23 protein-coding genes and 1 tRNA gene are annotated in these 17,696 nt (G+C 59.7%); 7 read left to right on the forward strand and 17 right to left on the reverse strand.

What is annotated here, in order from left to right:
- Positions 1-37 precede the first annotated feature (37 nt).
- Entirely contained in the window at positions 38-1,423 is a 1,386-nt protein-coding gene (locus tag K9B32_RS02860; RefSeq protein WP_224560381.1) for an HlyD family secretion protein, read from the reverse strand.
- Positions 1,424-1,685: 262 nt separating this feature from the next.
- On the opposite strand from K9B32_RS02860, the gene K9B32_RS02865 reads away from it, so the two are divergent.
- Positions 1,686-1,759 (forward strand) — tRNA-Gly (locus K9B32_RS02865).
- Positions 1,760-1,792: 33 nt separating this feature from the next.
- Here K9B32_RS02865 and K9B32_RS02870 read toward each other — a convergent pair.
- Together K9B32_RS02870 and K9B32_RS02875 are read right to left on the reverse strand one after the other, a co-directional pair.
- A complete protein-coding gene (locus K9B32_RS02870) occupies positions 1,793-2,269 on the reverse strand; it encodes a hypothetical protein (protein WP_224560382.1) in 477 nt (158 codons plus the stop codon).
- A gap of 29 nt (positions 2,270-2,298) precedes the next feature.
- Positions 2,299-2,640 (reverse strand): hypothetical protein, encoded by a 342-nt coding sequence (locus tag K9B32_RS02875; protein WP_224560383.1) that lies wholly within the window; start codon positions 2,638-2,640, stop codon positions 2,299-2,301.
- A gap of 427 nt (positions 2,641-3,067) precedes the next feature.
- On the opposite strand from K9B32_RS02875, the gene K9B32_RS02880 reads away from it, so the two are divergent.
- Complete coding sequence (locus tag K9B32_RS02880) at positions 3,068-3,859, forward strand: putative nucleotide-diphospho-sugar transferase (RefSeq protein ID WP_224560384.1); 792 nt, start codon at positions 3,068-3,070, stop codon at positions 3,857-3,859.
- Between the two features lie 135 nt (positions 3,860-3,994).
- Positions 3,995-4,201: a CsbD family protein gene (locus K9B32_RS02885; RefSeq protein ID WP_088691270.1), complete on the forward strand. Its 207-nt coding sequence runs from the start codon at positions 3,995-3,997 to the stop codon at positions 4,199-4,201.
- Positions 4,202-4,244: 43 nt separating this feature from the next.
- On the opposite strand, the gene K9B32_RS02890 is transcribed toward K9B32_RS02885, so the two are convergent.
- Complete coding sequence (locus K9B32_RS02890) at positions 4,245-5,270, reverse strand: glycosyltransferase family 2 protein (RefSeq protein WP_224560385.1); 1,026 nt, start codon at positions 5,268-5,270, stop codon at positions 4,245-4,247.
- Between the two features lie 18 nt (positions 5,271-5,288).
- On the reverse strand, positions 5,289-6,107 hold the full coding sequence (locus tag K9B32_RS02895) for a glycosyltransferase family 2 protein (protein ID WP_411969674.1): 819 nt from the start codon (positions 6,105-6,107) through the stop codon (positions 5,289-5,291).
- A gap of 307 nt (positions 6,108-6,414) precedes the next feature.
- On the opposite strand from K9B32_RS02895, the gene K9B32_RS02900 reads away from it, so the two are divergent.
- Positions 6,415-6,600 carry a hypothetical protein gene (locus tag K9B32_RS02900; protein ID WP_224560387.1) on the forward strand — a complete coding sequence of 62 codons (186 nt, stop codon included), beginning with the start codon at positions 6,415-6,417 and terminating at the stop codon, positions 6,598-6,600.
- A gap of 137 nt (positions 6,601-6,737) precedes the next feature.
- Here the strand turns inward: K9B32_RS02900 and K9B32_RS02905 are convergent, their stop codons facing one another.
- The 4 genes from K9B32_RS02905 to K9B32_RS02920 form a co-directional block, all read right to left on the reverse strand.
- Positions 6,738-8,750: a methyl-accepting chemotaxis protein gene (locus tag K9B32_RS02905; protein WP_224560388.1), complete on the reverse strand. Its 2,013-nt coding sequence runs from the start codon at positions 8,748-8,750 to the stop codon at positions 6,738-6,740.
- A gap of 235 nt (positions 8,751-8,985) precedes the next feature.
- The gene (locus K9B32_RS02910) at positions 8,986-9,183 is read right to left on the reverse strand and encodes a hypothetical protein (protein WP_224560389.1); all 198 of its coding nucleotides are present in this window, start codon (positions 9,181-9,183) and stop codon (positions 8,986-8,988) included.
- A gap of 31 nt (positions 9,184-9,214) precedes the next feature.
- Positions 9,215-9,391 carry a hypothetical protein gene (locus K9B32_RS02915; RefSeq protein WP_224560390.1) on the reverse strand — a complete coding sequence of 59 codons (177 nt, stop codon included), beginning with the start codon at positions 9,389-9,391 and terminating at the stop codon, positions 9,215-9,217.
- A gap of 126 nt (positions 9,392-9,517) precedes the next feature.
- A complete protein-coding gene (locus K9B32_RS02920) occupies positions 9,518-9,751 on the reverse strand; it encodes a hypothetical protein (protein WP_224560391.1) in 234 nt (77 codons plus the stop codon).
- A gap of 186 nt (positions 9,752-9,937) precedes the next feature.
- Between K9B32_RS02920 and K9B32_RS02925 the strand changes: the two genes are divergently transcribed.
- Positions 9,938-10,813, forward strand: a complete 876-nt coding sequence (locus K9B32_RS02925) for a transporter substrate-binding domain-containing protein (RefSeq protein ID WP_224560392.1) — start codon at positions 9,938-9,940, stop codon at positions 10,811-10,813.
- 87 nt (positions 10,814-10,900) lie between these two features.
- Here K9B32_RS02925 and K9B32_RS02930 read toward each other — a convergent pair whose 3' ends face one another.
- From K9B32_RS02930 to K9B32_RS02950, 5 genes are all read right to left on the reverse strand, one after another.
- Positions 10,901-11,314, reverse strand: a complete 414-nt coding sequence (locus tag K9B32_RS02930; protein ID WP_007796267.1) for a tellurite resistance TerB family protein — start codon at positions 11,312-11,314, stop codon at positions 10,901-10,903.
- Positions 11,315-11,367: 53 nt separating this feature from the next.
- Positions 11,368-12,105 carry a thermonuclease family protein gene (locus K9B32_RS02935; RefSeq protein WP_224560393.1) on the reverse strand — a complete coding sequence of 246 codons (738 nt, stop codon included), beginning with the start codon at positions 12,103-12,105 and terminating at the stop codon, positions 11,368-11,370.
- 11 nt (positions 12,106-12,116) lie between these two features.
- Positions 12,117-12,782 carry a helix-turn-helix transcriptional regulator gene (locus K9B32_RS02940; RefSeq protein ID WP_224560394.1) on the reverse strand — a complete coding sequence of 222 codons (666 nt, stop codon included), beginning with the start codon at positions 12,780-12,782 and terminating at the stop codon, positions 12,117-12,119.
- 103 nt (positions 12,783-12,885) lie between these two features.
- Positions 12,886-13,533: a response regulator transcription factor gene (locus K9B32_RS02945; RefSeq protein ID WP_224560395.1), complete on the reverse strand. Its 648-nt coding sequence runs from the start codon at positions 13,531-13,533 to the stop codon at positions 12,886-12,888.
- An 89-nt stretch (positions 13,534-13,622) separates the two neighbouring features.
- Positions 13,623-14,021, reverse strand: a complete 399-nt coding sequence (locus K9B32_RS02950) for a hypothetical protein (RefSeq protein WP_224560396.1) — start codon at positions 14,019-14,021, stop codon at positions 13,623-13,625.
- 108 nt (positions 14,022-14,129) lie between these two features.
- Here K9B32_RS02950 and K9B32_RS02955 point away from each other — a divergent pair, with 108 nt between their 5' ends.
- Together K9B32_RS02955 and K9B32_RS02960 are read left to right on the forward strand one after the other, a co-directional pair.
- A complete protein-coding gene (locus tag K9B32_RS02955) occupies positions 14,130-14,483 on the forward strand; it encodes a DUF952 domain-containing protein (RefSeq protein ID WP_224560397.1) in 354 nt (117 codons plus the stop codon).
- Positions 14,480-15,568, forward strand: coding sequence for a quinone-dependent dihydroorotate dehydrogenase (locus tag K9B32_RS02960; RefSeq protein WP_224560398.1), 1,089 nt, complete (start codon positions 14,480-14,482; stop codon positions 15,566-15,568). The genes K9B32_RS02955 and K9B32_RS02960 overlap by 4 nt, the downstream gene beginning before the upstream one ends.
- Here K9B32_RS02960 and K9B32_RS02965 read toward each other — a convergent pair.
- Genes K9B32_RS02965 through K9B32_RS02975 form a run of 3 tightly spaced genes read right to left on the reverse strand, consistent with a single transcriptional unit; the run spans position 15,544 to position 17,687 of the window.
- Positions 15,544-16,890 carry an MATE family efflux transporter gene (locus K9B32_RS02965; protein WP_224560399.1) on the reverse strand — a complete coding sequence of 449 codons (1,347 nt, stop codon included), beginning with the start codon at positions 16,888-16,890 and terminating at the stop codon, positions 15,544-15,546. The two genes, K9B32_RS02960 and K9B32_RS02965, sit on opposite strands and share 25 nt — an antisense overlap.
- Before the next feature lie 31 nt (positions 16,891-16,921).
- Entirely contained in the window at positions 16,922-17,419 is a 498-nt protein-coding gene (locus tag K9B32_RS02970) for a CAP domain-containing protein (protein WP_224560400.1), read from the reverse strand.
- Position 17,420: 1 nt separating this feature from the next.
- Positions 17,421-17,687 carry a DUF6460 domain-containing protein gene (locus tag K9B32_RS02975; RefSeq protein ID WP_007796296.1) on the reverse strand — a complete coding sequence of 89 codons (267 nt, stop codon included), beginning with the start codon at positions 17,685-17,687 and terminating at the stop codon, positions 17,421-17,423.
- Positions 17,688-17,696 lie beyond the last annotated feature (9 nt).

Genomic DNA, 17,696 nt, shown 5'->3' on the forward strand with positions numbered 1-17,696 from the left:
TCCTGCCTCGCATACAACGGTTGAGATCGGCGTGGTGTTATGGGGCTGCGGTCTGGGCGCTCGCAGCGCGTGGACGGACGGTCTTGTCGAATAGCGTCGAGGCGGAGAGGATATTGCTGCGGGAAAAGATCGTATTGACGGCTAACCTTGAATACCGGGCCACCCGCGAGACCATCGTCTCTCCGAGCGAAACGATGACGTCTTCGCCGACGTGGCATCCGAAGAATTTGTCATTGCTACGCTGCGCCGTCGTCGCCTCGTCGGCTGCCGGCTCATCCATCTTGACCAGTACGTAGACTTCGTGGCCTTCGGCTTCCGGGAATTTTGCAAAATACCGATTCTCGGGACCCGAATTGAAGTATCGAACGATCTTGTAGATGTGGGCGCTTCGCTTGACCCCCAGGCTGCGGAAATTGACCACCGCCGGCATGCCGATCTCAAGCGAGGTTACGTCACGGCTCCGATAGACGGCGGCAGCAAAAGCGTCATTGCAATCGAGCGATTTGGCGACCGGCTGTCCCTGCATGACGAAATCACCGAAGGACGCGTCCACGCTGACGATTTGGCCGTGGCGCTCGGCCACGACGTCTGCGGCGCCGGTCTTGCCGAGGCGCCCCTCTTCGCGTCCAATGAGGTTTTCGACCTGCAGCTTGCGCTCCGCCATCTGATTGATTTCTATGGTGTCTTCGGCGATATCGCCGGAAAGCTTCGACCGCTGCATCTCAAGCGTCAGAAGGTTGGCGGCAACGGTACCCCCGGTATAGATATCGCGGCTGACAAGCGATCGGACGATCTCGTTGCGGCGCAGTTCGCCTCTCGCTGCGTCGAGTTCATATTGGGCCGCATTCCGCTTCTGGCGCTGCGGCTCGATACTCGCTTCCGAGACGAGGCCCTTTTTCAGGAGCACCAGTTGCCGCTGCAGCAGAGCGTCCTGTTCGCTGAGGCGTGCCTCGTAGGTCTGGACTGTGGATTTTGAATTGTCGATCACCGCGGCTAGCTCACTAAGCACGCCGTCCTTCACGCTGGTGATCTGGGCTTTGACCTTCTCCAATTGCTCATTGCGCTCGGCAACAACGCTCGTCGTATTGTTGAGCTTCTCCGCCAAGTCGAGCTTCTCGAGCCGAAGCCCCGTCAACGACGTTTGGTCCTGATTGGGATTGGAAACCGTTGCCATCACGTCGCCGAGATTGACGACTTGCCCGACTTGCAGCGAAATCTTGTCTACCCTGCCGTAGATTGGCGAGGCAATCATTTGTACGGGAGCGTTGACGACTGCGCGCGTCGAGACGATGAAAAACTGATTAGGGATCATCGCCATCGCGATGATGAAAACCAGCATAAACGCGAACGAGTAGCCGAGGGTTCGAGATACTATAAGTATCCTGTGATCGCGTTGATCAATGCCTGTAGTTGCGTCCTTCATTTTCTTCAGTCCTGACATCGTCATGATTCAGATGAATTGAAGGGCGTTTCCAAAGTAACTTTTGTTTTGTATGTATTGGCGCTTATAACATTCATGTTATTTGCGGTAAACGGTATTTTATTATGAAAAAGAAGTATTGATTGGTAGCTTCGGATGCGCTCCGCGAACCGCACGGGGCTGCAAATATCTGAGATGCTTGTTGCGATCATTGGTGTTTGGCCGCTTGACAGCGGCGATCATCTGTAGAAAGTCTCGCTTTAGTGCGGGTGTAGCTCAATGGTAGAGCAGCAGCTTCCCAAGCTGAATACGAGGGTTCGATTCCCTTCACCCGCTCCAAGTCACGAGACTCGTACCACCACCGCCGATTGATCAGGTTCCGGCGGGATGACTGTACATCTGCGCGACGATTTTCAGTCCTTTCTCATACTTGCCTGGGTCCGATCCAATCTTCTCGGCCTGCGCGAGATTGTCCTTGAGATCGGCGACCTTGACCGGACGGGCGAGCGCGTTTCTCAGGGCCCGCATGACGAACTCGTCATCACCTTCCTCGGGTCGTCTGGTCAGTGCGTCGATAGCCTCGATGACTGCCGAACTGAAACCTTCGTCCCGCAAGCGATCCAGAGTCCAACCAGGTCCTTTTTCGATAACGTCATGCAGGAACGCGACAACGCGCTCCTCTTCACCCTCGACAGCATCCGCTACTCGTTTGCAATGTAGGAAATACGGCCCGCCGGCTTTGTCGGTCTGTTCCGCGTGCGCCTTGAACGCGATCTTCACCGCATGCAGGAGGACTGCGGCCGGCTGATCGTCGTGTTCATTGATCCATTCTCGTTGGCCCGCGGTCATGCCTTCTTTCCTCCGAGCTAGCCGGAGCGTCATTTTTCTGACCGCTCTAGCAGAATTCGCGCCTCTTCGAAACGGCGCTTCCGGTCGCCGTCGGCCTCGTTCGGCGAATAGCACGTGCTCGATACGCAGAACCTCACGAGGTGATGCGGCTTGTCGGTCTTGTCGAACTCGCATTCGAATGTGTCGGCCATGTCGGCGGGCGCAGTACCTTGTCGAGTGGAATAGGTCATCCTCACGCCCGGCGGCTTCAGTTCCGGAAAGGATTGAACGGTTCCGACGGCAAGCTTGTCCATCATGAAAAAGCCCTTGGCGACTGATCGACAGGCTGCTTCAAGATCCGTCGACTGCGCGAATGCGGCGGCAGGAAACATGAGAATCAAGGATAGAACTAGGCCGTTTCGCAAGTGCGTCGCCTCTGCCTGTTGATCGGGGAGGCCGGCAGATCGGACTCCTCCGCGCAATTAACGGTCGGAACATCCGAGAGTTCCTGTCGTTCCATTGTTTAGGACCAAAGTCCTTGTATCCTCGGACTGAGGTCCTAGAACGGAACAGTCCATCTTCGTGGTCGAATGGGGGGCAAGGTTGCCGCGGGGTCACCCAGCCCTTCACTGGAGGGAGAGCTGGCAGGTGCCGCCTGGTTGATTGCTCCAGGAAAAGGCACTGCGTGGCAAAGGCGTCACATGGCCCTCACAATGGTTGGGGTTCTTTTGATCAAGAAAATTTGCCTTGCGAGCATCGCGCGATCAAGGTAGCCGGGCGTTTGCAGGCCCTCCTCCGAGTTTAATGGATCCCCACAAAATGAGTTCCAATTTAGTTTATCGATTCATCGATTTATTTAGCGCGTCCAAATCCAAGTATCGTGATCATATTGTACCGTTCCCGAACGATTCGCAGATCATAATATCCCCGGCCACGCATGGGGAGATTGTTGGCTTCTATACGTCAAATTCGTTCTACGAGCATGAGGCCGCACGGATGGTAGCATCCGCCCAACGGCTTGGGTTGCCCGTTCACACAACTGCCGTGGACAGCACCGGCAGTTGGGTCCGCAACGCAGCGCTGAAGCCCACCTTTCTCCTCGAGGCGCGTAGGAACCATCGCGGCCCATTGCTTTATGTAGACGTGGATGCAGTGTTTCACCGAGATCCTTGGCCGGCTTTGGCGACCTACAACTGCGATCTAGCGGTCTATCGAGAAGCGGACCGGTTGATTTCAGCGACCATCCTGCTGCATGACACTGCGGCGACGCTGCGCCTGTTGGAAGTGTGGAAAGAACGGTGCGACCAGGATCCCGACATATGGGATCAAGTTGTCCTCCAAGAAATTCTTGATGACGATCGCGCAAGCGACAGCCCGCAATATCAGGTCGGCGAGCTTCCCTCTTCGTTTTGTTGGATCTTCGACCGGCTTTCAAACGCAACGGCCGATGCTGTTTATATCGAGCAACTGCAGGCAAGCCGGCAGGCCACGGCCCACGAGAAGAGGGGCCGCAACAAGAGGCTCGAGCGGCGCAAGGAACGCATTGCAACGATCGAAACGATCCTTGCGCCTTTGATGGATGCAAAAACCAACGAACGGCCGAAGCTATAGCGCAGATCCTCGCTACATAAAGCGAGTGGCTCGGGGAGGAGCGTCGTTCCGTTCATCGTAGCGCATGCGTCACTGTGGAACACTCCGATGCCTCGGCCGTTTAGTCTCCAGTCCAACGCACAAGGAGGCGACCCCATGGATTGGAACCGTGTCGAAGGAAACTGGAAACAGATGAAAGGCAAGATCAAGGAGCAGTGGGGCAAACTCACCGACGATGACCTTGATCAGATTGCCGGGAAGCGCGATCAGTTGGAGGGCAAAATCCAGGAGCGCTACGGCATCGCGCGCGATCGCGCGCGGCGCGATATCGACGATTGGTACGGCCATCAAACCTGGCATTGATGAGAGCAAGCCCGGAGAAACAGCTCCTCCGGGCTTCACACAGCTAGCGTCCCTGTGGAAAGTCGATCTTCGTCATGAAGCCGTGGTCGATCAGTTGCTGTGGCCCTTCATAGCGAATTGACTGATCGTAGCCGAAATCTATTTCCCCTTCGCGATGAAGCACATCCATCATCTTCTGGTAGTGTTCGGAAGAGTTGTAGTGCTGTTTTCCCTCAGCCGCCTCGGTGATCTTTGTCTTGTAATTGGTGAAGAACTTGAAATGCAAAATAACGCCCCAGACAGACGGGAAGTTGCGCCCATAAGGTAACGGCTGGTGGAGGCTGCTTCCGAAGAGGCATGTTCGGTCCCAGAAGATCAAGGGATACTTGATAAGTTCGTTGCCCTCTCCGAACTTCCGCCCCCGCGGCCCGCCTCTGACACTGACGCCTCGCTTTTTGAGCGTTGAAACATAACTGTCGCCATCGAAGTAGCGCGAGAAGTGCCACGGCTTGTCGATGGACGTAGACTTCGCGCCGAGTTCGCTCAGCTTGGGATACATATCCAACATCGGCGCCGCCATCCGCTTGAGCTTTTGCGCTTCCAGCATGCGGATAAGGGCTGGTAATGGTTGGTTGAAACAATCGTCGTAGATGAGGAATTCATCGGAATCGACGTTCACGTACCACCGATCAAGGCCATACTTGGAGAACAGGCCTTCCCTCCAATTTCGGCCCCGCCGTGCTTCGCCAAATCTTACGGGCGAGGTCCAAACATCAACGTCCGGCTCATTCAAGAGAGCCTCCCTTGTACCGTCGGTCGATACGTCATCCACGCAGATGAACCGCGTCACCCCAAGTTGGCGATAGTGCTGAATGAATGCGTTGAGAAGAACGACATCGTTATGCGTGACGAAAATAAGAGGCACATCTGCTGACGTGAGCGACTTGACCTCGCGAACCGGCTGGATGGTCACATCAGCTCGATTGCGTCTCTCGCGGCGAGTTACCCGAAATGTGTCATAGTCCGTCCGGAGACGATCGAGGAAGGAGCGCGCAAGATCCGGCGCGCCGGAGGGAAATGGGTAGTTCATGAGAGAGACACAGGACTCCTAGAATATCCAAAGCAGCCTATAGCGCGTTTTCCGGCGTGCATCGTTCCAGCACATCCTGAAAAACTTCGCTTTCGTCAAAAGACCCGCCGGTGGCAGTTTGTCGACCAGGCGGTAGCAGCCAAGGGTGTATGTCAGTCGTTGGGAAAGCCTATCACGAAACCCCTTCGCCCCATACTTTTCCTCGGAACCCGATCCTTCCCTGAAGTCCAGGGTGGGGCCAGGGACATAGGCGACCAGATCGCGAACCACGAATTCCGACAGGACATAGGAGGCGAAGCCCCAAGGATTGCCTAGTTCGTACCAACGCGCCATCAATATATCGACTGACCGCGATCTGAACATGCCGTAGATCCACTCGGACGGAAATGTCAGGTTGCGTGGTATGCGACCTTTTGCATACGACTCCTGAAAGTTGAATATGTTGGCTGCTGGATTCTTCAGTTTGAAGCCTTTGGCGTTGAAGCTCTTTGTCGAGCAGGCGGCGAGCAACTTTGCGTTATCGGTATCGAGCGCCTCGACCAGCATTCCCAGGAAATCCCGAGAGGAAAGATCGTCGGCGGCCCGAAGGCAAAAATACTCTGCGGCTTCAGCGCCGAGCTTCACGGCCTTGGCGAAATTGGCCTCGGCACTCAGATGGGTTGCGTTTGATATGACGGAAAAGCGCGCATCTTCCTCGCAGAAGCGCTGCGCCACATGTAATGTCTCATCCGTCGAGCAATTGTTGAGGATAATGGCGCGGAAATCACCGAAGTCCTGATCCGCAACGGACTGCAAACTCTCCCGCAGGGTCGCAGCACCGTTGTAGACTGGAAACATCACCATAACTCTAGCATGCATCGGCATAACACCATGACAAAAGGGCCGATGCCGCGAGGCACCGGTTCCTGGGCCTTAAACTGCCGCTGATTTACCCCCTTGCCACGGAAATGCAACGACCCACGTGGGCAGCCTGCTTGTTTGCCTGGAGCACCCAGGAGAGATGTCCCTAAGAGGTAGGCTCGAAGGAAATTGCGGTAGTTGACAATTTTCTAATAAACATAGTTAATTTTTAACTATTCTCCGATATCACGGGAACGCAGACGACCCCTTGGTTGTTGTCGGCATGATCAGGAGGAGTGGCAGCATGCTTTTGAAGATTTTCACGGCAAAGCGCGAAATCCGGGACAATGGCGATACCGGCACCTATGCGGATGGCTACCATGCGCCGGAAGTGGCCCTTGCGTCGGCGCGCGATGACGATCGTGCATCCTATGAGCGCGATTATGGTCGCGGCCGCAAGGTAGAACAGATCCCGCTCGGGTTTGCCTGAGTTCTTTTTTTGAATGGCCGCTCGGCGCGCGTTTGCGCGCCCTGGAGTGAAGCCATGGCTTACTGCTTGAAGTCAGAAGTGATAATTGAAGAAGGGTGGCAATGAGCCGCCCTTCTGTTTTCATCTTTCTGGTTGGATCAAAATTCCGTCCAGTCGGGGTCGTCGCTCGCGCCGGAAGGCGCACTGCCAGTGCCGAAGGCGCTTGCAAGCTTCTGCCCAAGTGCCCGGGCTGGCGAGTTGGAGGCGCGTGTGACACCCGGAGTGGCGATGCGGACCGGCGCCTTTCTGGCTGCGATCGGCGGCGCGGCAGGGCGCGGCGCTGAATGGATCGGCAGCGGCGCCGCGGCAACGGTCGCGCTGAAGCCGCCGGTGCCGGTGAGCTTGAACTGGTCGAGCAGATTGTTCAGCGTCGCCGCTTCCGCCGCGAGTTTGTGGCTCGCAGCCGTGCTTTCCTCCACCATGGCCGCATTCTTCTGCGTTCCCTGGTCCATCGTGTTCACGGCCGTGTTGATCTCATGCAAGCCGGTCGATTGCTCGCGAGCCGCCTCCGCGATCGCGTCGACGTGCTGGGTGATCTCCTGGACTTCATGAACGATGGCATCGAGCGCCTTGCCGGTTTCGCCGACAAGCGACACGCCCGTCTGCACATGATCGCCCGACCTCGTGATCAGCGACTTGATCTCCCTGGCGGCGTTGGCCGAGCGCTGTGCGAGTTCGCGCACCTCCTGGGCAACGACGGCAAAGCCCTTGCCGGCTTCACCGGCGCGGGCCGCCTCGACCCCGGCGTTAAGTGCGAGAAGGTTCGTCTGGAAGGCGATGTCGTCGATGACGCCGATGATGTTGCCGATCTCCGCGGAGGACTGCTCGATCTGCTGCATGGCGTTGACTGCCTTGCGCACGACCTGACCGGACTTTTCGGCACCTGCGCGCGTGCGCGCCACAAGCCCGCGTGCTTCCTCGGCGCGTCTGGCGGCATCCTTCACCGTGGTGGTGATCTCCTCGAGTGCGGCGGCCGTCTCCTCGACAGAGGCTGCCTGCTGCTCCGTGCGCTTTGAAAGCTCGTCTGCCGAGGCGCGGATTTCGCTGGCGCCAGCGGTGATGGCGCGTGCGTTGGCGCCGACAGTCTGCATGGTGTCGTTCAGCCGCAGGACAGAGTTGTTGAAGTCTTGCCTGAGGGTGTCGAGGTCGCCGACGAAAGCCATGTCGATCCGTGATGCGAGGTCGCCAGCGGCCAGCCGGCGCAAGCCGTCGCCAAGTGCGCCGACAGCGCGTGAGAGGTCTGCGGTCTCGGTTGCGCGCTGCGCTTCCCGTTCGCGGCGCTCGCTGTCGCTGAGATTGCGGTTCGTTTCGGCCTCGCCTTCGAGCCGGATACGTTCGACGGCGTTGTCGCGGAAGACGGCAACGGCGCCGGCCATCTGGCCGATTTCGTCGCGGCGATCGAGGCCGTCTACGGCGCTTTGCGTATCACCCCGCGCCAGCTGTGTCATCCGATCACGCAGACGGGCCATCGGGGCAGTGATCCCCGCTTGAGCGACCCATACAGCAAGGCCGAGCGCGCCTAGTATGGCGAGGCTGATCAGCGCCAAGCAGAGAGTGATGCGCTGATTGACAGTAGCGGACAGCGCGTCGCCGCCATCGTTCAGCAATGCCATCAGCGCATCATTGTTGGCGATCATCTTCGGAGTGACCATGTTCAGCTTGGCGTTGAGCATGCTGGCCGCAAGCTGCGCGCCCGCGCTGTCCTTGGCCTTGGCGAGGTCGACGACCTTGCTGGAAAGCGCTTCCATCTCACCAATGCCGACTAGGATGTCATCAATCGCTTGCTTGCGGCTCGGAACCAAGGCTGCCGCCTGTTCGAGGCGATCGTGCGCTTGAGGCATCTTGCTTGGCGTGGCGACTGCGGTATCGAAGGCTGGCGTATCCGGCTTGAGGCCGGCGATCAGCGTCACCTGAAGCACGGCTGCGTTTGCCGAAGCGCTGGCGCGTGATGCCAGCATGGCGGCCAGCGCCTCGTGGTCGATGAAGGCGCTGTAGGTGGCGTCAGCGCCGCGGAATTCGGTGATGACGTAAACGAGGCCCCCGAGCGCGATCGCCCCGAGAAGCGCGACGACGGATATGATCTTCGTCCGGATTTTGAGGTTCTTCAGCATGGATAAGTCCAGTCGCTTGATCCGGCCGATGGCGGGCCGGCTATGGAAGAATTTTGGGAGGCAGGGCATGTTGCAGGATACGGGATGCCCAAAGGCTCGACATGCGCGTCATGCAATCGGCCCGCGAGCCGGCGTCGTCCCGGTGAATAGAATGGGACATTGCTTAATGCGCTCCTAACGCTTGCGGCCTGTCCCCGGAAAAATTTCGGTCCTGCCGCTTAGGGGACGAGTAACGCTAGATGCGGCGCAGAACATGAGGCGTCTTGTCCCAGAAGAAAGGCTTTCCAGGCAGCTGAAGAAGGGCACGCCATGCTGCTGATATCATCAGCCAATAGAGTGGGGCATAGATCCAGCACCAGCCGATGCTGCGCTTTTTTTCATGCAGCATCACGACCCTGCCAAGTAGCAGAAAGAGCCCGTAGCTTGCTGCCATATTGCTAAGATCGAGGAGGAAGAGCGCGCCTTCATTGCTCCCGGCGGGTAAAAAGCCGAGCGCCCAGATAGCCGCCGGTCGTGACCAGAAGCATGATCAGCCAGGGATGGGTGAGCGAGGAAAGCAGCATGCCTCCGATCAGCAACTGGAACATCAGGAAGCCACCCGCACCCATCTCGCGCAGGAGACGCGCCGGCTCGCGCATCATCACCAGCCACGGGTGTCGTGACGATGATGCTGTCGGCCACTCCTGGCTTCGTCTCGAACGCCTGCGAGAGCGCGGCGTGGTTTCGGGCCTCCGGCACAATCGTCAGCATGCCCTTGCCGATGTAGTTCATCCGGACGCAGCGCGCCTGCAGGACCTGGCTGTCGAGTTGTCGTCGTTGATGAGGGAACTGTCGATTGCCGAAAGAAACGGAAGTCGAAGCCCGCGCGCCAGCGACGCGTGGTAGCTGTCGGTATCGATGGAGCCATTTGCAAGGGGCTCCTGCTCGATGCTCGTGCCATTGTGACGGGCGACCTGCATTGCGCGGGCGATCGTCGGCTTGCCTATGCCGAGTTGCAGCAAAACCTCTGCTTCCTGCTGGTAGGAATCCGTGGCCGCGCGCGCTGGTGGCGGCGCGTCATGGCGTATAGACGATCATCCAAGAGCGCGCGGCCTTCGATCGCGCCCGGCGCATATTCCCCGATGCGCATGACTCTGATACACCGTTTCCAGAATGGCAGTGCATGCTTGTCCCCGAGGCCGATCATAATGGTGCAATTTAAACTGGCATCCCTAAATCTTAAGGGGCTATGCAGCTTGTGGCTGTCTGTGGTTGTATTCTTTTGCCCGTTCTCGTTGCCTGCCCAGCAGGTGGCGCCAAACTTGCCGCTGCTTTTCGATTCCAGGGAGCGGCTTGCAAAGCCGGATCTTTCGTCGCTCGTGCGGCTGCGGTTCCTCACGACAATCGATTTTCCGCCGTTCAACTTTACCGATCAGAATGGCAAGCTTGCCGGTTTCAACATCGATCTTGCCCGCGAGATCTGCAACGAACTGGAGATCGCAAGCAAATGCCAGATCCAGGCGCTGCCGTTTGTTGACCTGAATGCTGCGCTCGCCGCCTCGCAAGGCGATGCCGTCATCGCCGGCATTGCGGTCAGCGAAGAGTTGCGGCGGCAGTTCGCGTTTTCGCGGCCTTATCTGATGTTGCCCGCTCGCTTTGTTCGAAACTTGAAGGCTCCCATCAAGGGTGAAGATGCGAGCGCTCTGACCGAGCATTCAGTCGGCGTCGTCAAGGCGACGGCGCATGAGGCCATGCTGGCGGCCTATTTCCCGAAGGTGAAGGCCGTACCCTTTGACAGCAAGGACGCCCTTCTTGCGGCACTGAAGGACGGCAAGGTAGAGGCTGCCTTCGCGGATTCTCTCCAGCTTTCCTTCTGGGTTTCGTCACAGGCTTCGGCGAAGTGCTGCGCTCTGTTCGACGGGCCCTATCTCTCCGAGCAGTTTCTCGGCGAGGGCATGACGATCATGCTACGCCAAAAAGACGATGTTCTGACCGCAGCGCTGGACCACGCGCTTGCGGCGTTATCGCGCAATGGCCGCCTGCAGGAAATCTATCTGCGCTATTTCCCGTACGGCTTGTACTAAAGCGCGCCGCGCTCTTTCAGATTCGTCGCGCTTTAGTTTTTGTTTATGTCTTTATCCCGAAACCGGTTCCCACTTTCGGGAGATGCGTTAGCCCTTGCGAAAGCGGGCGATCGCGCTGCGCTCGATAGCGGCGCAAGTCAGCTTGTCAAGGCCGAGGCGGTCGCGCAGCAGGCTGAGCAGGCGCAATTCTTCCGCCTTGACCGAGAGATCGGCGGAGGCGACTTCGACCGCGAGCGCATAGGCTGTGTCGTAGAGGCGCGAGGGCAGTGTGTCCTTGACGGTTTCGAGCACGATGTCGAGGCCCTCGGATCCGGCCAGCAGTGCCGCGCAGTCGCGCGCAACAGAAATGAGCTTCTCGTCATCGAAATCACGAAAAACCGGCAGGAAGCCGATCAGTTGGCCGATGCGCTCCATCTCGCGATCGTTCATCGTGCTGTCGACGGCGGATGCCATCACCATCACGTAGATCAATGCGTCATGGGCGGAAAGCGGCTTGTTCATATCTCGATGTTCCCTCTGAAACGAGCCCAGAGTCTAGGAACTGCTCGGCGACATTACAAGCCGTCAGGCGGCAGATCGGACGGCAGATTCTCAGGGGTGCCGGTTTCCGCGATGCTGCGAGGGTCATCTCCATAGATGCCTTTGCCTGTCCGCCTTGCCGTCTCGCCGGCGTCGGCAAGCGCTGATCCTCTTTCTGCCTCTGCCCAGCCATTTTCAACGAGCCACTGCGAAATGTCCTGCGTGCCGATCCTGCAGGCGGCGGTGACCGTGCCGGTCCACTCGGCGCTTGCGAGATCGCAGCGCACAGTCCTGAGGCGCAGAAACAGCCGCACATTGGTTTTTGCCAGCATCCCGCATGGCCACTCCCGACCTTTGCTGTCGGTACATGTCTTGTCCGCCGGCGTAGGGCTGATGCCCGCAAGCTGCAGGCGGCGGTCGCCAAACGCGAGGACGCCGGCGCTTTCCGCGATCGGGCGAACGAGGTTCACGCCCTTGTCTTCGGAAATTCTTGCCGGTTGCTCTGGCTCCGCTGCCGTGATGCGCTCAAGCGGCTTGCCGTCGATGGCTGCTGGGTAGAATTGGCTGGCGTCGTCGACAGGCCGCGCATGCATGCTGGCTTCGGGATTTGTGATCCGCTGAGCAACGGGGGCGGCTGGCGGCGCAGTGGGTTCCGTCGGCGCGGCCGTCGCCTCCGGATCAATGGCCGTACCGAGCCGCTGTCCACCGGTCGCGATCAGGCCCGCGACAATTCCGATCCCTGCAACAGCTGTGAGAATTGCCGCGGGACGCATGGAATATCTTCCTACTGGCTGGCCCAGATAATGCGGGCGATCCAATCCACGTCGGAAAGTTCGATCGTCCGGTTCGGATGCTCGGGGTTGAGCGACATCAATTCGATCGATCGAGGGCTCTGACGCAACAGCACCTTGGCCATCACTTCGCCCTCGCGTGTCTTGACGACGACGCGGTCGTTGCGGCGAACCTGCGCGCCCGGCTCGACGATCAGCACGTCGCCGTCGCGGTAGAGCGGCATCATGCTTTCGCCCTGGACTTCAAGCGCATAGACGCCTGCTTTCTCGGATGGTGCCGCGGGAAACTCCACGACGTCCCAGCCTTGCCCGGCCGGAAAGCCGCCGTCATCGAAGAAGCCGCCGGCGCCGGCCTGCGCAAAGCCGAGCAGCGGGATCGAACTGCCCTGCGGCGGGAAGGCGCCATCCGGAAGGCTGGAAAAGCTGCCTGTCGGGCGCATGAAGGTCAGAAATTGCTCCATGCTGGCACCGGTTGCATCCAGCACCTTGGCAATCGATTCCGTCGACGGCCAGCGCAATCGCCCATCGGCAGACAGTCGCTTGGACTTGTTGAAGGAGGTCGGATCGAGCCCCGCGCGTCGGGCAAGACCCGATGGCGTCAGGTCATGCCGTTCGGCAAGCCTGTCGATCGCTCCCCAGATCTGCTCGTGTGACAGCATGTCGCCTGATTCCTGCGCGCTTGCGCCATCCTTCAAAGGCGAAATATTACCCGCAAGCCCAGCGGGAGTAAAGAGAAGAAAGGAATAAAATCCTGTCTCGGTCTCAAGCGACCATGGCCATGTTGATCTTGCCGAGTTGGATCACCGCTTGCGTGCGGCTATCGACATTGAGCTTGAGCAGGATGGCCGAGACATGCGCCTTGATCGTCGCCTCCGAAACGCCGAGCTCATAGGCGATCTGCTTGTTGAGGAGGCCTTCCGCCAGCATCGTCAGCACGCGGCTCTGTTGCGGTGTCAGCGTATGCAACCGGTGGATCAGGTCGGCGACGTCAGGGTCCTGTTCCTGCCCGTCACGGTAGCTCTCCGGTGTGGCGATATCGCCGGCGAGAACCGTCTGGATACCGCGGCGAATGTCCTCGATCCCCGAGGATTTGGAGATGAAGCCGGATGCGCCGAGTTCCAGTGCGCGGCGGATCGTGGTCGTGTCGTCTGTTGCGGAGATGATGACGATCGGCAGCCCGGCAAATTCGGAGCGCAGCGCCATCAGGCCGGAGAAGCCGCTGACGCCAGGCATCGACAGATCGAGCAGCATCAGCTCCGCTTCAGGGTGCTTCCCAGCGGCTATCCGTGCGGCGGCAAAATCGCCGGCTTCGACGATCTCAGGATGGCCTTCCATGCCGATCACCGCATGGCGAAGCGCATCCCGGAAAAGCGGATGGTCGTCGGCGATGATGATTGTTTGTTCCTGCATCGATGACTCCCTCCCAAGAGATCGATCGCCGCGTCATGCCTCGTGCTCCCACACGATACATGCCGCCATTCTGATATGACTATACCAAATCATGTCTTTTGCGGAAGGGCATTACGCTCCTCTTCGCTTTGGAATTCCTTGACTATCCCCATGAAGCTGCGCATCCAGCGCTCCATGATGCCGATCGAGCGGTCGATTTCCGCGTCTGAGGGCAGGGCCTTGTTGACGATGCTTTTGTTCTCCAGCGCCGTGACACGGGCCGAAAGCCGGTCAAGTTCCTGTTCATAAGCGGCGCGCTCATCGGCAGCCATTCGGCAGACGAGAGTGCCGTCCTTCTCCTCGCAGAGCGACATGGCGCCGGTCTGCCGGTCGAGGCGTACGAAGTGGTCGCCGCTGCGCTCCAGCTGGAAGCGGGACGTTTCGGCTTCGGTCGCGTGGACGCCGAGCGGCAGAAGAAGCGCGAAAAGGCCGAGTGCGATATGTCTCATGGTTTCCTCCGGAGATTTCGGTGGCCGCCGCATTTTTTACGGTGAGGCGTGGACATCGCCGTCGCTTTGCGGCAAAGCCCGGGAAAGACCAGCCAATCTGAGGCCATCATGACCCTGACACCCACGCTTTACAAGATCGTGACGGAAACGCTCTGGCAGGAGGCGAGGGCGGCCGGCATCTTCCGGGGCGCCGCGATCGACCTCACGGACGGCTATATCCACTTCTCGACGTCCGCCCAGGTCAGGCAGACGGCGGCACTCTATTTCGCCGGCCAGACGGGACTTCTGCTCGTGGCCGTCGATGGCAAAGAGTTGGGCGACAAGCTCGTTTTCGAACCCTCACGCGGTGGCGATCTCTTCCCGCATCTCTATGCCGATCTGCCGCTCTCAGCCGTTCTATGGGAAAAGCCGCTGCTGCTCGATGCCGCCGGCCAGCATATCTTTCCGGACCTTCAGCCATGATCGATCTTTTCAAGCAAGCAGCCCGCAAGGGTCTCTTCCTTCTGGATCCGGAGACTGCGCACGGCATGTCAATTGCCGCGTTGAAGGCAGGTGCCGTTCCAGCCTGCCGGATCGCCCCCGATCCGCGCCTGCGGCAGAGCGTTGCCGGGCTCGATTTCGCCAACCCGATCGGTATGGCGGCCGGCTATGACAAGAACGCCGAGGTGCCGGAAGCGCTGCTGAAGATCGGCTTCGGCTTTACCGAGATCGGCACCGTAACGCCGAAGCCACAGCCCGGCAATCCGCGCCCGCGCATCTTCCGGCTGGTCGAGGACGAAGCAGTCATCAATCGCCTCGGCTTCAACAACGAGGGCCACGACGCAGCCTTCGCGCGCCTGTCGGCCATCCGCGGCAACGGTATGATCGGCGTCAACATAGGCGCCAACAAGGACAGCGAGGACCGCATCGGCGACTATGTCCTCGGTATCCGCCGTTTCTATTCTGTTGCGCGCTATTTCACCGCCAACATTTCCTCGCCGAACACGCCGGGCCTGCGCGACCTGCAGGCGCGCGAAAGCCTTGCCGCGCTGCTGTCGGCGGTGCTTGCCGCCCGCGATGCCGAAACAGAAAAGGCAGGCAGAAAGATCCCAGTCTTCCTGAAGATCGCTCCCGACCTTACGGACGAGGGCCTGGACGACATCGCCGCAGAGGCGCTGTCGCACGCGCTGGACGGTCTGATCGTTTCGAACACCACGCTTTCCCGCGACGGCCTTAGGGATCAGCGCCAGGCGAAGGAAGCGGGTGGGCTTTCCGGCAAGCCGCTGTTCGACAAATCGACCGTCGTTCTGGCAAAGATGCGCAAGCGCGTCGGCCCGGCTCTGCCGATCATCGGCGTCGGCGGCGTCTCATCGGCCGAAACGGCGCTCGAAAAGATCAAGGCCGGTGCCGATCTCGTGCAGCTCTATTCCTGCATGGTTTACGAAGGGCCGGGCCTGCCGGGCACCATCGTTCGCGGTCTCTCGAAACTGCTCGATCGCGAGCAGGTGAGATCGATCCGCGATCTCAGGGATGCGAGGACGGATTACTGGGCGGCGCGGAACGTCTGATCCGCCCGGGGCCGGACGAGCATCGCCAGGAACACTCCGCGAAACAGCAGGAAGCCGTTCATCGCCAGCCATAGGCCATGGTTGCTAAACAGCGGCACGAAGACAGCCAGGGCTATGAGATAGCCGGCAAACGACATCAGCATCCGGTTGCGCATGTCGGTCGACCATGTGGCGCCGATGAACACGCCATCCATCAGGAAGGCCAGCGCCCCGGTGACCCCGGTGACAGCGGCCCAGGGCAGGTAGGTTTCGGCCGCCTGCTGCACCTCCGGCGATGTGGTCAGCACGGAGATCAGCCAGGGACCGGCCAGCAGGAAGAACACCGAGATTATACCGGCAAGCCCGAAGGACCAGAGCGCGGTCAGCTTCAGGCCGCGGTCGAAGGCCGGCCGGTAGCGCGCGCCGATCGCTCGCCCGGTGATCTGTTCGGCCGCGTTGGCAAGCCCGTCGAGATAGTATCCGGAGAGCAAAAAGAAGTTCATCAGCACGGCGTTGGCAGCAAGCGTCACCGCCCCGAAGCTCGTGCCGATCCTTGTCATGACAGTGAAAGCGGCAAGCAGCACGAAAGTGCGGATCAGGATGTCGCGGTTCAGCGCGAAGAGTTCGGCCAACCGGTGCCGCGAGAAGATTTCCGCACGTGTCGGCCGGTCCGTGCGATCGAAGCCGCTGAGGACGATCAACAGGCCCACGACGGCACCGGCCGTCTCGCCGACCATCGTCCCCCAGGCGACGCCCGCCACGCCCCAGTCGAGCCAGAGACCAAGGAAGATCGCCAGCATGATGTTGATGCCGTTGATGATCGTCTGCAGCAGAAGACCGACGCTGCCCTGGCCGCGGCCGAGGACGAAGCCGAGGATCGCATAATTGGCGAGTGCCGCCGGCCCGGCAAGGATGCGGATGGAGAAATAGGTGCTGGTCGCGGCGGCGACGGCGCTTTCCGGTCCCATCAGTTTCAGCCCCGCTGCGAGAAGCAGCGGCGAAAGACAGAGAAGCCCCACGCCGCAGCCGAGCGCCGAGATCAGCGCTCGCCAGAAAACGCCTTGTTGAGCATGCCGGTCGCGCCGGCCGAAGGCCTGCGCCGTCAGACCGGTAGTAGAGGCACGCAGAAAATTGAAGCTACCGAGAATCAGGTCGAAGAGCATGGCGCCGATTGCCAGCCCCGCCAGAGCGTCCGGCTGGCCCATGTGCCCAACGACGCCGGTGCCGACGAGGCCGAGCAGCGGCGTGGTGATGAAGCCGAGCGTCATTGGGATCGCGATCGACAGCACCAGCCGGTGCGTCACGTCGAATGCCAGCCTGTTCTCGTGACCGTGCGTATCCATGTCTGCCTCAGAGAGGCGAGGCAGAATCGCCTCAGCCGGAAAGCACCATGGCCCAGTAGGGGACGTTTCTGGAAGCGGAATTGCGTGCCACTGCAACGCCCAAGCCATTATAGCGACCGAGCATGTTTTCCAAGTGGTGCGGAGAGTTGATCCAGGCGGTTACGACTGATGGCACCGATTGCTGCCCGGCTGCGATGTTTTCCGCGGCCGGCATCTGCACGCCGCTTGCCTTGACGCGCGGTGCGAAGCCGTCGCCGATGCCCATCACGTGCTTCATCCTGCCGGCAGACGCCATCCGCTTTGCCTGAAACATCGCCGCATCCTTAGCCGCGGAATCTGCCGAAAGCGGCGGCAAGCCGCTCTTGGCGCGCAACTGGTTGACGAGCGGCAATGCGTCCGCCGTTTCGTCCTGGCCGTCTGATGGGTTGGAGGATAGCTGGGGCGCGGTGGTGCAGCTCGCAACGCCGGCAACCAAGACGAGGCCGGACATGTGCAGCAGGCCGCGCCGTGAGAGAATGAGAGAGGTCATGTTACCGCCGATAGCTGAAGAGACGGATGAGAAGGAAGACGGGAATGACAACTGTTGCGCCGAGCAGCAGATAGTCGCCAACGCGTCCAAGAGCGGAGAAGCCGCGATGCCAGACTTCCAGAACGAAATTGCGGAAGCCATAGATGAAGTCGAGCGGCGCCCAGCCGAACACGGCCATGATGAAGCCGACGATCAGCGATACGACCAAAAGCTTGACCAATGTACGGCCGACGGAATCGCCGAGAAACTTGTTCACCTGATCGGACATGCGCCATCT

The organism is Rhizobium sp. 3T7 (assembly GCF_020166565.1).
Taxonomy (GTDB): Bacteria; Pseudomonadota; Alphaproteobacteria; order Rhizobiales; family Rhizobiaceae; genus Rhizobium.